This window comes from Streptomyces sp. NPDC037126 (assembly GCF_055605965.1).
The window spans coordinates 348,149-362,757 of the sequence record NZ_JBVJTD010000006.1 but is presented as its reverse complement, the minus strand read 5'-3'; the positions used below and the strand labels follow the sequence as shown (position 1 = coordinate 362,757).

The 14,609-nt window shown below is 75.4% G+C and carries 12 protein-coding genes; 7 read left to right on the top strand and 5 right to left on the bottom strand.

The window, feature by feature from the left end; translation table 11 throughout:
• Positions 1–85 precede the first annotated feature (85 nt).
• The gene (locus ACZ7FF_RS17485) at positions 86–850 is read left to right on the top strand and encodes a VOC family protein (protein WP_470813072.1); all 765 of its coding nucleotides are present in this window, start codon (positions 86–88) and stop codon (positions 848–850) included.
• A 30-nt stretch (positions 851–880) separates the two neighbouring features.
• Here ACZ7FF_RS17485 and ACZ7FF_RS17480 read toward each other — a convergent pair whose 3' ends face one another.
• Both ACZ7FF_RS17480 and ACZ7FF_RS17475 read right to left on the bottom strand, forming a co-directional pair.
• Positions 881–1,456 (bottom strand): MarR family winged helix-turn-helix transcriptional regulator, encoded by a 576-nt coding sequence (locus ACZ7FF_RS17480; protein ID WP_470813071.1) that lies wholly within the window; start codon positions 1,454–1,456, stop codon positions 881–883.
• Positions 1,453–3,117, bottom strand: a complete 1,665-nt coding sequence (locus tag ACZ7FF_RS17475; protein ID WP_470813070.1) for an FUSC family protein — start codon at positions 3,115–3,117, stop codon at positions 1,453–1,455. The genes ACZ7FF_RS17480 and ACZ7FF_RS17475 overlap by 4 nt, the downstream gene beginning before the upstream one ends.
• A gap of 162 nt (positions 3,118–3,279) precedes the next feature.
• Here ACZ7FF_RS17475 and ACZ7FF_RS17470 point away from each other — a divergent pair, with 162 nt between their 5' ends.
• The 4 genes from ACZ7FF_RS17470 to ACZ7FF_RS17455 all read left to right on the top strand — a co-directional run bounded on the left by ACZ7FF_RS17470 (position 3,280) and on the right by ACZ7FF_RS17455 (position 6,498).
• Positions 3,280–3,831: a DUF5134 domain-containing protein gene (locus ACZ7FF_RS17470; RefSeq protein WP_470813069.1), complete on the top strand. Its 552-nt coding sequence runs from the start codon at positions 3,280–3,282 to the stop codon at positions 3,829–3,831.
• 93 nt (positions 3,832–3,924) lie between these two features.
• Entirely contained in the window at positions 3,925–4,860 is a 936-nt protein-coding gene (locus ACZ7FF_RS17465) for a M56 family metallopeptidase (RefSeq protein ID WP_470813068.1), read from the top strand.
• A gap of 77 nt (positions 4,861–4,937) precedes the next feature.
• Entirely contained in the window at positions 4,938–5,627 is a 690-nt protein-coding gene (locus ACZ7FF_RS17460) for an HAD family hydrolase (protein WP_470813067.1), read from the top strand.
• Positions 5,628–5,820: 193 nt separating this feature from the next.
• Positions 5,821–6,498, top strand: coding sequence for a TetR/AcrR family transcriptional regulator (locus tag ACZ7FF_RS17455; RefSeq protein WP_470813066.1), 678 nt, complete (start codon positions 5,821–5,823; stop codon positions 6,496–6,498).
• 7 nt (positions 6,499–6,505) lie between these two features.
• On the opposite strand, the gene ACZ7FF_RS17450 is transcribed toward ACZ7FF_RS17455, so the two are convergent.
• Positions 6,506–7,021: a DUF6214 family protein gene (locus ACZ7FF_RS17450; protein ID WP_470813065.1), complete on the bottom strand. Its 516-nt coding sequence runs from the start codon at positions 7,019–7,021 to the stop codon at positions 6,506–6,508.
• Positions 7,022–7,213: 192 nt separating this feature from the next.
• On the opposite strand from ACZ7FF_RS17450, the gene ACZ7FF_RS17445 reads away from it, so the two are divergent.
• The gene (locus ACZ7FF_RS17445; RefSeq protein ID WP_470813064.1) at positions 7,214–8,548 is read left to right on the top strand and encodes an FAD-dependent oxidoreductase; all 1,335 of its coding nucleotides are present in this window, start codon (positions 7,214–7,216) and stop codon (positions 8,546–8,548) included.
• A 76-nt stretch (positions 8,549–8,624) separates the two neighbouring features.
• Here the strand turns inward: ACZ7FF_RS17445 and ACZ7FF_RS17440 are convergent, their stop codons facing one another.
• A complete protein-coding gene (locus tag ACZ7FF_RS17440) occupies positions 8,625–8,981 on the bottom strand; it encodes an ArsR/SmtB family transcription factor (protein ID WP_470813063.1) in 357 nt (118 codons plus the stop codon).
• Between the two features lie 127 nt (positions 8,982–9,108).
• Between ACZ7FF_RS17440 and ACZ7FF_RS17435 the strand changes: the two genes are divergently transcribed.
• Positions 9,109–10,188: an NADH:flavin oxidoreductase/NADH oxidase gene (locus tag ACZ7FF_RS17435; protein WP_470813062.1), complete on the top strand. Its 1,080-nt coding sequence runs from the start codon at positions 9,109–9,111 to the stop codon at positions 10,186–10,188.
• A gap of 119 nt (positions 10,189–10,307) precedes the next feature.
• Here ACZ7FF_RS17435 and ACZ7FF_RS17430 read toward each other — a convergent pair whose 3' ends face one another.
• A complete protein-coding gene (locus ACZ7FF_RS17430) occupies positions 10,308–14,603 on the bottom strand; it encodes an HAD-IC family P-type ATPase (protein WP_470813061.1) in 4,296 nt (1,431 codons plus the stop codon).
• Between the last annotated feature and the right edge of the window lie 6 nt (positions 14,604–14,609).

The following is a 14,609-nucleotide window of genomic DNA, read 5'->3' as shown; positions in this document are numbered from 1 at the left end:
GATGGCCGCCGCCGGATGCCCGGACTAGCGTGCCGGTGAAGGTCCCGTGCGAAGCCGCGGGCCGGTCCGGCCGGGAGGAGCCGTCATGAAGTTGGACAAGCCGGTGATCGGCGGGCCCTGCTGGACCGAGCTGGGGACCGGCGACCTGGAGGGGGCCAAGCGCTACTACACCGAGTTGTTCGGGTGGCGGCCGGAGACCGACCCCCGGCAGGAGGCGGGCGGCTACACCGTCGCGCACCTCGGGGACGCGGCGGTGGCCGCGATCAGCCCGCTGTACCAGGACTCGCAGCCGGTGGCCTGGAACGTCTCGTTCGCCGTGGCCGACGCGGACGCGGCAATGCGGCGTATCGAGGAGGCCGGCGGGACGGCGCTCCTCGGCCCGATGGACGTGTTCGACGCGGGCCGGTTCGCGGTGGCCGTCGACCCGGCCGGGGCGGTGTTCCAGCTGTGGCAGGCGCGCGCCTTCCCGGGTGCCGGGCTGTTCAACGCGCCCGGGTCGCTGGGCTGGGTGGAGCTGGCCACCCGCGACACCGGCCGGGCCCGGGACTTCTACACCTCGGTGTTCGGCTGGAGCGTCAACGCCTCGCAGTGGTACACGCAGTGGGGCATCGACGGGGAGGACTTCGGCGGCATGGCCGACATGGGCGACCGGTACCCGCCCGAGGTGCCGCCGCACTGGCTGCCGTACTTCGCGGTGGACGACGTGGACACCTCGGCGGAGGTCACGACGGGGGCGGGCGGCGCCGTCGTCGCGGCCCCCGCGTCGATGGCGGGCGGCCGGCGCCTCGCGGTGCTGCGGGATCCGCAGGGCGCGACGTTCGGCGTGTACCGGGCGCCCGACGAGGACTGAGGCCGCCGGTCCGGGGACGGGAGGCGTGACTCAGGCCCGCAGTGCGCCGCTGCGGCCTTCCAGATGGCTGAGCAACTCGCCCAGCAGCACGGCCAGTTCGCCCTGCCCGTCGGGGTCGAGGGCGGAGAGGACGGACGTCTCGTAGCGGAGTTGCTCGGGGAGGGTGCCGTCGACCAGGTCGCGGCCGGTGTCGGTGAGCCGGACGTGGGCGACGCGGCGGTCGCGGGTGTCGCCGCGTCGCTCGACCAGGCCGCGTTCGGTCAGCTGCTTGAGCCGCTTGGTGACCGCGGCCCCGGAGGAGAAGGTCTCCCTGGCCAGTTCCCCCGGCGTCAGCTCGTGGCCGGTACGGCGCAGCGCGCCGAGAAGGTCGAACTCGGCGCGGCTGAGCCCGGCCCGGCGCAGCGGCGCGTCCTCGGCCTGCTGGAGCAGGGCGGCGCAGCGGTTGATCCGCCCGATGATCTCCATGGGTCCGGTGTCCAGTTCGGGGTGGACGGCCCGCCACTGCCGGACGACGGCGGCGACGGTGTCGGCCCTGGGCATCTCGTGCTGCGCTCGCGCGCCGGGCGCCTCGCCACCGGCTGCGGGTGCGCCGTTCGTCGCCGTCATGGCCGTATGCCCTCCGTCGTTCTGCCCGGGTCGCGGTCCTGCGGTGCGAGGCCCTGACGTCGTACCGCCGCCGCGAGCGTACGGTGTCCGCACCGTTCGGCGAGCACCACCCGGTCCTCGGGCAGGGCGCGCTGCCACCATTCGCCGGAGGCCGCGTCGGCCGTGGCCCGCAGATCGACCAGGGCGGCGGCGAGGGTGCGGCGGGCGGTCTCCAGGGCGCGGGGGGCCGGCTGGGGCTCCGCGAGCAAGCGGGCGGTGTGTTCACGTGCGCGATCCGCGGCGGCCAGCGCGTGTTCCAGGCGGTCGCCGGCGCGCCGGTTGGTGACGGCGACGGCCGCGGCGAAGCCGACCAGCGCGCCGACGAGGGTGTCCACGACCCGGTCGGTGATCAGCTCGGCCGGGTTCTGGGTGCGGGCGAACTCGGTGACGAGCAGGGCCATCGGGGTGACGCAGACGGTACCCAGCCAGTAGTTGCGGCCGATCAGCGCCTCCGCGCCGAAGTTGAGCGCGACGCAGCACAGCACCAGCGCCACCGGGTGGAGATGGGCGAGCGGGGCGAGGGCGGCGAACACGAGGACGCCGAGGACGTTGCCGACGACGCGCTGGACGCCGCGGTTCCAGGTGAGGGTGACGTTGGCCTGGTAGAGGGAGGCCGCGGTGACCAGCGCCCAGTAGGGGCGGCCGACCCCGAGTGCGAGGGAGGCGTACCCGGCGAGGGCGCAGCCGATCGCGGTGCGCGCGGCGATCGGGGCGAGGGGGGCCAGGATCTGCCTCAACTGCCGCCGCGGGACGGCCAGTTCGGTGTCCACCCCGAGAAGCTCGTCGGCGGACTCGCGCGGGGACCCGACGCGCGGGACCGGGCCGGTTCCGCGCAGTGCGCGGGCCCAGGCGCACAGCCGTGCCGGGTCGGTGTCGGCGGGGGCGGCGAGGGCGACCTCGGCGCGCGCGAGGAGCCGTTCGAGGGCGCGCCGGGTGGGGTCGGGGCGGGCTCCCGCGGCGAGCAGCGACTGCCAGGCGGCGTGGATGGCGGCGGCGCTCAGGCCGCGGGCCCGGGCGTGGCCGTCGGCGGTGCCGCGCGTGCCGGCGTACGCGGCGGCCGCGGTCAGGGCCTGGGCGGTGGCCCGGCGCTCCGGTCCGTGCGGGCGGAGCAGTCCTGGCGCCATGCCGACCAGCCAGGACCAGGCGCCGGCCGCGAGGGCCAGCCCGACGTGTCCCGGGATCTGGCCGAGGGTCTGCGGGGCGAACAGCGCGGCGGAGCTGATGAAGGTCAGCACCACGTTCCCGGGCGGCCCGACGCGGGTGGCGTCGCAGACGGCCTTCTGGACGGCCGCCATCAGGGCGCCGACGGTGACGAGGACGACGGCGTCCGAGGTCAGGGAGGCGGCGAGGAGGGCGGCGGCGAGTCCGCCGACCATGCCGAGCACCACCCGCAGCAGCATGCGGGCCCGGGCGGCGTAGGGCCGGTTGTGTCCGTACAGCGCGCACAGGGATCCGGCCATGGTGTACATGGCCAGGTCCAGGCGGCCGAGCGACAGCAGGAGCAGGTTCGGCGGGGCGACCGCGGCGACCGCGCTCAGCGCGGGTTTGAACCAGATGTCGGAGGGTCGCCCGAGACGAAGCACTCCGGCGAGGGGAAGTCGGTGGGTGGTCGCACTGCTCATACCATCAATTTAGCAGGTGTTTTACTCGTAAAGCATAGAGGGCGGGGCGCGCTCACCTGCCGTGCCGTCCCGAACGCTCCCCGTGTACACCCTTGCGCTCGCGTACGCTCCGCACGGCCTGGGCATCGCATCCTCGACCGACCGTCGAAGGGGGAGGTGCGCGTGCACGGACCGGTGTCGCCAGCCTGGCTGCTGGTCGCGCTGTGCGCGGCGACCGGGGCCTACTGCCTGCTGCGGATGCGCAGCACCGTCGAGGAGCAGCGCCGGGCCGCGGGCGGCGAGGCGCTGATGGGCTTCGGCATGGCCGCGATGGCCGTACCGGCCGCGGTGTTCACACCGCCGCGATGGACCTGGCCGGTGTACGCGGCCGTGTTCGGGGCGGCGGCGCTGCGCGCGCTGTGGGCCGCGCGCAGCAGCCGGCACCATCTGCACCATCTGGTGGGCACGTCGGCGATGGTCTACATGGCGGCGGCGATGGCCTCGGCCCCGCACGCCGAGCACCACGTCCACGGCGGCACCGGGGTGCCGCTGGTGACCGGCGCCCTGCTGGTGTACTTCACGGGCTATGTGCTCGTCTCGGGCGCCCGCCTGGTGCCGGCCGGCGGTGCCGCGGGCGGCACGGCGCCCGCACGCTGGGGCGACCGCCCGGAGTTGGCGCGGGCGTGCCGGCTGTCGATGGGGATAGGGATGGTGGCCATGCTGCTGACGATGTGAGCCGGTGAGCCACGGCGGCGCGGACGTTGCCTGCGTCACTTCGGCCGCGCGGACCGTACCGCCCGGCGGGCCCGCGCTCATAGGGTGCTGACCATGATGGTCCCCGTGGCCCTGCTGCTGCTCGGCGCCCTGACCGCCGTCGTCGCCCCGCGCCTGCTCGCCCGGGCCGACTGGGTGGACCGGGAACCGGTCGTCGCGCTCTGGGTGTGGCAGTGCGTCGTGGCGGCCGTGCTGCTGTGCTGCGCGCTGTCGATGACACTGAGCGCGGCGGCGGCCTGGCAGGCGGTGCGGGGGCACGTCTTCGCCACGGCCCCGCGCACGGTCGTCGACGCGTACGTCCTCGGCGCCTCGGCCCCCTGGGCGGCGGCCACCGCCGTCCTGCTCGCCTCCGGTGGCCTGTGGAGCCTCGCGATGCTCGTGCGCGAGGTCGTGCGGACCCGGACCCGGCGGCGCACACGGCGGGCCGAACTCCTCGTGCGGGCACCGCTGTTGCCGGGCGAGGAGCCGGCGGGCAGCCGACTGGTGGTGCTGGAGGGGGAACGCCCCGACGCGTGGTGGCTGCCCGGCACGGCACCCCGGCTGGTCGTCACCACGGCCGCGCTGCGCCGCCTGAAGGGGCGTCAGCTGGACGCGCTGCTGGCGCACGAGCAGGGCCACGCGCAGGCCCGCCACGACTGGCTGCTGCACTGCTCGGCGGCGCTGGCGGGCGGGTTCCCGCAGGTGCCGGTGTTCGCGGCGTTCCGGAACGAGATGCACCGGCTGGTGGAGCTGGCCGCCGACGACATGGCCTCGCGGCGCTTCGGCCGGCTGACGACCGCGCTGGCGCTGGTCGGACTCAACGAGGAGCGGGGCGTGTTCGGGCCCTGCCCGACCCCCGAGGCGCACGTTCCGCAGCGGGTGCACCGGCTGCTCACACCCCCCGACCGGCTCCCGGCACTGCGGCGGCTGCGCCTCACGGCGACCGCGGCACTGGTACCGGTGCTCCCGGTACTGGTGGCCCTCGTCCCGGGGCTGGGGGCCCTGCGCTGATCGAGTGTCATACGGGGCCACCGGGTGGGAGCGGCGCCCGGAGCTGCCCACGCGACGGCCCGGGTAGAGTCCGGCGCATGGCTGCCGTGCTGTTCGACTTCTCCGGGACGCTGTTCCGCGTCGAGTCCACCGAGTCCTGGCTCCGCGCCGTGCTGGACGAGAGCGGGGTGACCCTCCCTGAGTCCCAACTGGCGCACACGGCCAAGGCGTTGGAGGCGTCCGGCGCGCTTCCGGGCGGTGCGAATCCGCTGGAGGTGCCGGCGGACCTCGCCGCCCTGTGGGCGGTGCGGGACGAGAGCGCGCGGCTGCACCGGGCCGCGTACACGGGCCTGTCCCGGCTGGTACCCCTCCCCGATCCCGCTCTGCACGACGCGCTGTACGAGCGGCACCGGACCCCCGCCGCCTGGGCCCCGTACCCGGACGCCGCCGAGGTGCTGCGTACCCTGCGCGACCGCGGCATCGGCGTGGGCGTGGTCAGCAACATCGGCTGGGACCTGCGCCCGGTCTTCCGCGCACACGGCCTGGACGAGTACGTCGACGCGTACGTGCTGTCGTACGAGCACGGGATGCAGAAGCCCGACCCGCGGCTGTTCTCGGTCGCCTGCGAGGCGGTGGGTGCCGATCCGCGGCAGGTGCTGATGGTCGGTGACAGCAGGACGGCGGACGGGGGCGCGGCGGCACTGGGCTGCCGGGTGCACTTCGTGGACCACCTGCCGGTCGCGCACCGCCCCGACGCGCTGCGCCCGGTCCTGGACCTGGTGGGCTGAGCGGCCCGCGCTCCGGGCGGCCGGGCCGGACCCTCCCGACGCGATCGCGTCCGGTCCTCGGCACGCCGTTCGCCTGAGACGATCCCCCGCGTCGCCCCAGACGAACGGCAGCTCTGGGTAGGGCCCGCGCATGGCGGTGCCCGATGCGTTGAGTATAGTTGGCTGGCAGCCAGTCAACGCAGGAGTTTCCAGGATGTCCCCGCGCAGCGCCTCGGTCAATGAAGAGTTGCGACGGCGTTCCCGCGAGCGGCTGCTGCAGGCCGCGGTGGAGCTGGTCGACGAGCGCGGGTTCGAGGCCACGACGCTGGGCGACATCGCGGACCGCGCGGGCTCCGCGCGCGGCCTGGTCTCGTACTACTTCCCCGGCAAGCGCCAGCTGGTGCAGTCCGCCGTGCACCGGCTGATGCACCGCACGCTGGAGGAGGCGCTGGAGCGGGAGCCGCGCACCGACGACGGCCGGGAGCGGCTGGCCCGGGCCATCGACGCGATCCTGCGGCTGGCGCGCGACCGGCCCGTGCTGATGCGCCAGCACATGGCGGGGCTGCTCCAGGCCGAGGGCTTCGTGCAGTGCCCGGAGCAGCGGCGCCTGTCGGAGCTGCTCGGGGACACCGTGGCCCGGTACGGCTCCGAGGACGTGACCGCGGACTACCCGATGCTGCGGGCCCTGCTGATGGGGGCGGTGTTCGCGGCCCTGGTGCCGGGCGTACCGATGCCCGTTCCGGCGCTGCGGGCCGAGCTGTTCCGGCGCTACGGGCTCGACTGGGAGCTGGGCGTGCCCCCGGAGAGCGACACCGGCGCCGGGGCCCGCGAGCGGGATCTGTCCCGGTTCTTCGCCACCGAGGAGCGCCCGAGCCGGCCCCAGGGGGAATGACCCCGGGTCAGCGCCGTGCGTGACGGGGCGACAGGAGACCGGCGTCCCGCGCCTGGGCGATCAGCCTGAGGGAGCGCCGGCGGCTCTGCCCGGTCACGTCCATCACGGCGAGCACCGGGTCCAGGCCCTCCTTCTGAGCCGCGCGGTACTGCCGCGCGAGCAGCAGGCGGCCCTCGATGCCGCGCGGCCAGGCCGTCCGGGCACGGCGCGGGCCGCCGTACCCCGCACCCGCCGGGCCGCCGCCCGCCCCCGGGCCGCCGTCACGGCCTTCGCCGTCGGCGGACCGCTTCCCGGCCGCCGCGCGGCACGCCTCGTACAGCGGCCCCTCGATCCAGTCGGCGAGCACCGTCAGGTCGTCGAGCGACAGGGCGGGGCGGGCGGTCACGTCCTCGACGGACACGCATCCCCCGCTCACGACGGCCAGGACGTCGACCCGGGCGCCGTCGGGGAAGGACAACCGGGCATGGAGCCATGACGTGAGGCCGCCGTGCTCGCGCACCTCCCACGCGGGCCACACGGACACCGCGCCGTCCTCCGCGTTCCGATCAGAAAGATCAAGAAAGGATGCTTCTAGCACACACGCAACGTAACCGCATGATCACACCCCATCAAAAGGACACGCGTCCGCGTCACCCCGCCGGCCTCTGCCGCCGGGCCCCGGGCGGTGCCATGCTGAAACTGTCCGCGCACTCTCCTTCCCCGTCAGGAGTACGCCGTGCTGCGAGTCGCCGTCGTCGGTTCCGGGCCGAGCGGGTGCTACGCCGCCCAGAACCTCGTCCAGCAGGACGCCGAGGTGCGCGTGGACGTGCTGGACCGGCTGCCGTGCCCGTACGGCCTGGTCCGGTACGGCGTCGCCCCGGACCACGAGAAGATCAAGTCGCTGCAGGGCAACCTGCGCTCGGTGCTGGAGCACGAGCGGGTGCGGTTCCTCGGCGGGGTCCGCGTGGGCGGCCCCCGCGGCCTTCCGGTGGAGCGGCTGCGCGAGATGTACCACGCGGTGGTCTACTGCGTGGGCGCCGCCACCGACCGCCGGCTGGGGGTGCCCGGCGAGGAGCTGCCGGGCAGCTGGTCGGCGACCGAGTTCGTGTCCTGGTACAGCGCGCACCCGGACGCTGCCGACGCGGGCTTCCTGCGCGGGGTGCGTTCGGCGGTGGTCGTCGGCGTGGGCAACGTGGCGGTGGACGTCACCCGGATGCTGGTGCGGGGCGCGGCGGAGCTGCGGCCGACGGACATGCCGCAGGCGGCGCTGGACGCGCTGGCGGCGAGCGACATCACCGAGGTGCACATGGTGGGCCGGCGCGGCCCCGCGCAGGCCCGCTTCACCACCAAGGAGCTGCGCGAACTGGGCGCCCTGCCGGACACCGAGGTCACCGTGGATCCGGCCGACCTGGCACTCGACCCGGCCGCCTCCGACGCGCTCACGCCGGCGCAGCGCCGCAATCTGGAGGTGCTGCGCGACTGGTCCGCCCGGCCCCCGGCGGGCGCGACACGGCACATCGGGCTGCGGTTCTTCCTGCGCCCGGTCGAAGTGCTGGCGGACGAGGGCCGGGTGGGCGCCGTCCGCTTCGAACGCACGGAGCCGGACGGGCGGGGCGGGGTGCGGGGCACGGGCCGGTACGAGGAGGTGCCCGCGCAGCTGGTGCTGCGCTCGGTGGGCTACCGCGGAGTGCCGCTGGACGGCCTGCCGTTCGACGCGGCGACCGGCACGGTGCCGCATGTGGCGGGGCGTGTCGTGCGCGACGGCGCGGCCTCGCCGGGCGAGTACGTCGCCGGGTGGATCAAGCGGGGTCCGAGCGGCGTGATCGGCAGCAACCGCTCCTGCGCCAAGGAGACGGTGACGTCCCTGCTGTCGGACGCCCCCGCGCTGGCGCGCGCGGACGTGCCCGCGGACGCGGTGACGGCGCTGCGACTGGCCGGGATCGAGCCCGTGACCTGGGGCGGCTGGCTGGCGATCGAGCGGGCCGAGGCGCAGCTGGGTGCACGCCTCGGGCGCGGGGTGGTCAAGCTCTCCGACTGGGACGCCCTGCTGGGAGCGGCACGGTCGGCATAGCGGCGCGACCCGCCCCCGGTCGCCCCGACCCCTCTCTCGACCGCCTTACGGCAAAGGCCGGTTCAGGCGTCGCTGCTCAGGCGTCGTCGCCCAGCCGGTGGGCCTGTCGCCCGGCGGCGGCGAGGAGGCAGTCGAGCAGCCCCGGGAAGAGGCCGTCCAGATCGTCCCGGCGCAGGCCGTTCAGCTTGGCCGTGCCCCGGTAGCACTGCCGGATGACCCCGCTCTCGCGCAGCACCCGGAAATGGTGCGTGGTGGTGGACTTGGTCACCGGCAGCTCGAAGTGCGAACAGGACAACTCCGCCTCGCCGGCGGCGAGTTCGCGGACGATCCGCAGCCGCACCGGATCGGACAGCGCGTGCAGCACGGACTCCAGCCGGATCTCCTCCCGCGCCGGGTGCGGCAGGACCCGGCCGGTTGCGGCGGTGTCGGTCACGTCGGCCGGCCCTTCGTCACGGAACTCTTCCCTCCCATAGTACGAGGGTCTTCGTAGTTTGACACTCCTCGTAGTACGAGGTCTATCGTACGAGTAGACCAGCGGTCCGTGACGAATGGAGTCCGTCGTGAGCGCGCTCTTCGAGCCCATCACCCTGCGCGAAGTGACCATCCCGAACCGGGTGTGGATGTCCCCGATGTGCCAGTACTCGGCCGAGCCGGACGGTCCGCTCGCCGGTGCCCCGCACGACTGGCACTTCGCGCACTACGCGGCGCGCGCCACCGGCGGCACCGGTCTGGTCGTCGTCGAGGCGACCGCGGTCTCGCCGAAGGGCCGGATCTCCCCCTACGACCTCGGCCTGTGGAACGACACCCAGGTCGAGGCCTTCCGCCGGATCACCCGCTTCCTGACCGCCCAGGGCACGGTCCCCGCGATCCAGCTGGCGCACGGCGGCCGCAAGGCCTCGACCGACCAGCCGTGGAAGGGCGGCGCGCCGCTCGGCCCCGAGGCCCGCGGCTGGCAGCCGTTCGGCCCGAGCCCGGTGGCCTTCGACGAACGCCACCCGGTGCCCACCGAGCTGACCGTCGACCAGATCAAGGAGGTGGTCGGCCGGTTCGCCGACGCCGCCCGCCGGGCGCTGGCCGCCGGTTTCGAGATCGTCGAGATCCACGGCGCCCACGGCTATCTGATCAACGAGTTCCTCTCCCCGCACTCCAACCACCGCACCGACGCCTACGGTGGCTCGTACGGGAACCGCACCCGGTTCGCCCTCGAAGTCGTCGACGCCGTACGGGAGGTGTGGCCCGCGGACAAGCCCCTGTTCTTCCGCGTCTCGGCCACCGACTGGCTCCAGGACGGCGGCTGGACCACGGAGGACACCGTCCGCCTCGCCCGCGACCTGCACGCCCACGGCGTCGACCTGCTCGACGTCTCCACCGGCGGCAACGCCTCCGGAGCCACCATCCCCACCGGCCCCGGCTACCAGGTCCCCTTCGCCGCCCGGGTGAAGGCCGAGACCCCGCTGCGGGTCGGCGCCGTGGGCCTGATCACCGACGCCGAGCAGGCCCAGAAGATCGTGGCCAACGGCGAGGCCGACGCCATACTGCTCGGCCGGGAACTGCTGCGCGACCCCTCCTGGGCCCGGCACGCCGCACGGGAGCTGGGCGGCGAGGTGCGGGTGCCGGACCAGTACCACCGGTCGGTCTGAGCGCCCCTCCGCTAGGGCCTGTCTGACCATGCGCGTCGCCCGAAGGGCGGCCGCGCGGCGAGCGTGCGTGCATGGCGTCGCGCGGCAGAGGGGATTGTCAGACAGGCCCTAGGACTGCCCTAGGACCTGTCCGGCAGCAGCCGTACGACGGTCTCCTCCAGGCGGGGCAGCGCCCGCTGTCCCGCCAGCGCCAGACCGATCGCCGCCACGACCCCGGCCCAGGCGACCGGGCCGAGCGGGGTGCACCCGAAGGCGTTGCTGAGGACCGGCGTCTGGACGACGGCGACCAGGGCCGCCGCGGAGCCCAGCGAGGTGATCTGCACCAGCCGGCTGTCCCGCCGGTCGAGGAGGGTCTGGACCAGCTGGGTGCCGACCACCCCGCACAGCGCCATGGTGCTGGAGCGGCGGGCGGTGCCCGGGGTGAAGCGGCCGATCAGCCACGCCGTGAGCGCGCCCAGGCAGGTGGTCAGGGCCCGGTGCCTGATCTGCCGCAGCAGCGGGTCACCGAGCACTCCGGCGGCCTCCTCCACGTGGGCCAGGTCCGCCTCGCCCTCCTTCTCCGTCACGGCCACCGCCATCGACGGGAAGAGGTCGGTGAAGAGGTTCACCATGAGCATCTGCCGGGTGGACAGCGGCGCCCGGCCGGACAGCAGCGTGCCGATGAGGCCGAAGCCGACCTCGCCCGCGTTGCCGCCGATGAGGATGGCGATGGCGTCGGCCACGCTGTGCCACAGGGCACGGCCCTCGCCGACCGCGTCGATCAGTACCGTCAGGTCCTCGTCGGTCAGCACGATGTCGGCGGCGTTGCGCGCGGCGGCCGAGCCCCGTGCGCTGATGCCGACGCCGATGTCGGCGGCGCGGATGGCCGCCGCGTCGTTGGCGCCGTCGCCGACCATGCCGACCACCCGGCCCGCGTCCCGCAGCGCCTCCACGACCTGGAGCTTCTGCTCGGGCGCCACCCGGGCCACCACGCCCGCGTCGCGCAGCATCCGGGCCCGGGCCGCGCGGTCCGCGGACGCCAGCTCGTCACCGGTGACCACCACGGTGTCCTCCGGCCAGCCCAGGTCGGCGGCGATGGCCCGCGCGGTCTCCGGATGGTCGCCGGTGAGCATGACCGGCCGTACGCCCGCCGCGTGCAGCCCGTTCACCAGGGCCGTCGAGGTCTCGCGCGGTACGTCGGACAGTCCCAGCAGACCGGTGAACTCCAGTTCCCGCAGGGCCTGTTCCAGGACGCCGGACTCCTCCTCGCCGTCGTCGAGGAGCCGTTCGGCCACCGCCAGGACCCGCAGGCCGCGGCCGGCCAGCTCGGCCGCCGTGCCGGAGACGGGCTCCGGGAGACCGGGGCAGGCGGGCAGCACGGTCTCCGGGGCGCCCTTGACCACGAGGACGCGCCGGCCGTCCCGGGTGCGGCCCACGGCGGCGGCGTATCCGCGCGCCGCCTCGAACGCCAGGCCCGCCAGCTGCGTCCAGTCCGGGTCGGGGCCCGCGGCGTCGATGACCGCCTCGTCGGTGGCGTGCACCGGCCGGTCGGTACCGCCGTTGACCTTCGGGCAGGCCCGGGCCGCCACCCGTACCGTGTCCGCCGACCCGGCGTCGTCCACCCCGCGGACCTTGCCGTCGGCGTCCGTGGTGCGCACCAGCCGCAGCCGATTCTCGGTGAGCGTGCCGGTCTTGTCGAAGCAGATGGTGTCCATCCGGCCGAGCGCCTCCAGCGTGCGCGGGGTGCGCACGAGGACACCGCCCCGGCTCAGCCTGCGGGCGGCCGCCAGCTGCGCGACCGTGGCCACCAGGGGCAGCCCCTCGGGCACGGCGGCCACGGCCACCGCCACCCCGCCGCTGACCGCCTCGCGGATCGGGGTGCCGCGCACCAGCGCCAGCCCGGTCACCGCGGCGCCGCCCGCCAGGGTCAGCGGCAGCGCCTTGCGGGTGAGGTCCTGCAGCCTGGCCTGCACACCGCCCGCCGGAGGCGTGCGGGCGGCGAGGTGGACGGCGCGGGCGGCCTCGGTGCGGTCGCCGGTGTCGACCACGACGGCTCGGGCCTCCCCCGCCACCACGGTCGTGCCCTCGAAGACCATGCAGCGCCGGTCGGCGACGGGGGCGTGCGGGGTGGGGTCGGTCTGCTTCTCCACCGGCAGGGACTCGCCGGTCAGCGCGGACTCGTCGACCTCCAGACCGTCCTGCCACAGCAGCCGGGCGTCGGCGGGCACCACGTCGTCGCCCTTGAGCTGGATCACGTCGCCGGGCTGGAGCTTGCCCGCCTCCACGGTGCGCGTGCCACCGGCCGGCGCCTCCTCCTTCGGAGGTACGACGCGTGCCTTCTGCTTCTGCTCCGCGACCAGCCCGGACAGCGCCCGTTCGGCCCGCAGCCGCTGGATGCCGCCGACGAGTGCGTTCAGGTCGAGGGCGCCGACCACGAGCAGGGCGTCCACGACGGAGCCGAGGATGGCCGACGCGGCCGAGCCGACCGCGAGGACCGGGGTGAGCGGGTCGTGGAGTTCCCCGCGTACGGCCTGGCCGAGCTCGTAGGTCCAGCGTGCGGGGGCCACGGCCGGGTGCCGGGTGACCCCCTCGGCCGCGGCGCGCACGCGGGCGGTCAGGTCCCCGAAGGGGGTGCGCTCGGCGGTGGGTTCCCGGTCCAGCCGCTCCCGTGCCTCGTCCGGGTCCAGGTCGTGCCAGTGCACGCGCGCGCGGGGGTGCGGGGCGCCGGACGCCGCCACCCCGAGCGCCGAGCGGATCCCGGACAGGAGGGCGGAGGCGGCCGCGGCGTCGACGGGCGCGTGCCGCAGCCCCGGTAGCATGGCGAGGCGCCCCTGGCCGTGCTTGGACTCCCCGACGGCCACGAGCAGCCCCGACAGCGCGGCACCGGACCGGGCCATGGTCTGCGCCCGCCGGCCGACCGCGCGGGCGGCCGGAATCGCGGTCAGCAACCGCCACACGTCGGGCAGCCCGTGCAGCGCCAGTACGTCCGCGCCCCAGGGCACCGCGCCGTCCCGGTCGGTGAGGGCGACGGATACGTCACTGCCGTTCAGCGCGGCGAGGACGTCCTGATCGTCGGCGGTGCGCACACGGGCCACCGTCAGCACGGCACCCGACGACTCGCCGCGCGCCCCGTACACCACGTCGTCCAGCGGCCGGCGGGCGTCGACGACCTGGTCGACCAGGCTCGTGAAGTCCTCCAGGGCGGGGTCGTCGACGAGCACCACCCGCAGACCGGCCCGGCGGGCGGCGTCCAGCACGGGCTCGGCCCACGGGTCCGCCTCGTCCCCGTCGCCGCGCAGCGCACCGGCGTGCAGGACGACGGTGCCGGTCATCTCCAGCTGACGCAGCCGTTCGGGGGCGCGCACCAGCACGCCGGTCCGGGCGAGCATGGCGCTGAGTACCGCGTGGAAGGCGGCGGGGCCGTAACGGGCGGCCTTGGGGGAACCGGCGAGCACCGCTTCGGCCGCCTCGGCGCCGTCGTGCTTGACGAGCAGCGTGGCCGCTGCGCCCAGCACACTGCCCGCGGAGGCATGGGTGGCGTACTGCTGCGCGGGGGACTCCCGCAGGGGCGGCCGCTCGGCACCGTCCGGGGCGAGGCTGACGCGGTCCGGCCCGACCAGCTCGTCGTGCACCGCGTCGAAGGCGGCCGCGCGGGCCACCGTCTCGGCCAGCTGGCAGGCCCGCAGGGTGCCGTCGAGCAGCAGGGACGTGGGAGTCTGCCCGGCGCCGTGCACGGCGGCGTTCGCGCAGGCCAGGGCGAGATCCATCCGGGCGTCGCCGAGCCGGGCGCGCAGCAGTGCGCGAAAGCGCGGGTTCTCCCGCAGCAGCGTCACCACCGCGGCCACCAGCCGGGGCGAGGGCGGCAGGCGCAGCGCGTACGCGGTGATCGCCACGCAGATGCCCAGCCCATCGGCGGCGAGCGTGGCCACCGCGGTGCGCACCCCGGCGGGGTCCGCCGGATGCGTGGTCTCCTCCACGTCACCGGCGGACAGATCCAGGCCGTGGCGCGCGGCCAGAGCGGCGGCGTGTTCGACGACCCCGTCGGTGGCCTCCTCCTCGGTCGCGGTCACCACCAGGCGCGCGAGGCCCTCGTCCCAGTAGGCGAAGAGCACGTCGGGCCGCTCGGCGAGGGTCTCGGCCACCCGCCGGGCCACACGCGCCGTGCCGCCCGCGCCGCGCACCCGTTCGTGGTCCGCGGGACGCACGGCCAGGTGCGCCCGGGCACCGGACCGCCAGTGGCCGTCGCCGCCGGGCAGGACGTTGCGGGCGACCCTCGCCACACGTACGGCGGCGTCCGCGCCGCGCACTCCGGCGCGCGCCGTTCCCATGGCGGCGCCGGCGGCCGCCCCGACCGCCGGCGCCGCAGCGCGCGCGAGAAACCGTGGTGCGGCGGCCACACGGGCGGCGGCCGACGGCACCGTCAGCAGATGGAGCACTGATCC

What these genes read in the sequence shown, in the direction of transcription:
- ACZ7FF_RS17485 (WP_470813072.1), top strand. Translation starts at nt 86, where the DNA reads ATGAAGTTGGACAAGCCGGTGATCGGCGGGCCCTGCTGGACCGAGCTG.
- ACZ7FF_RS17480 (WP_470813071.1), bottom strand. Translation starts at nt 1,456, where the DNA reads ATGACGGCGACGAACGGCGCACCCGCAGCCGGTGGCGAGGCGCCCGGC.
- ACZ7FF_RS17475 (WP_470813070.1), bottom strand. Translation starts at nt 3,117, where the DNA reads ATGAGCAGTGCGACCACCCACCGACTTCCCCTCGCCGGAGTGCTTCGT.
- ACZ7FF_RS17465 (WP_470813068.1), top strand. Translation starts at nt 3,925, where the DNA reads ATGATGGTCCCCGTGGCCCTGCTGCTGCTCGGCGCCCTGACCGCCGTC.
- ACZ7FF_RS17460 (WP_470813067.1), top strand. Translation starts at nt 4,938, where the DNA reads ATGGCTGCCGTGCTGTTCGACTTCTCCGGGACGCTGTTCCGCGTCGAG.
- ACZ7FF_RS17455 (WP_470813066.1), top strand. Translation starts at nt 5,821, where the DNA reads ATGTCCCCGCGCAGCGCCTCGGTCAATGAAGAGTTGCGACGGCGTTCC.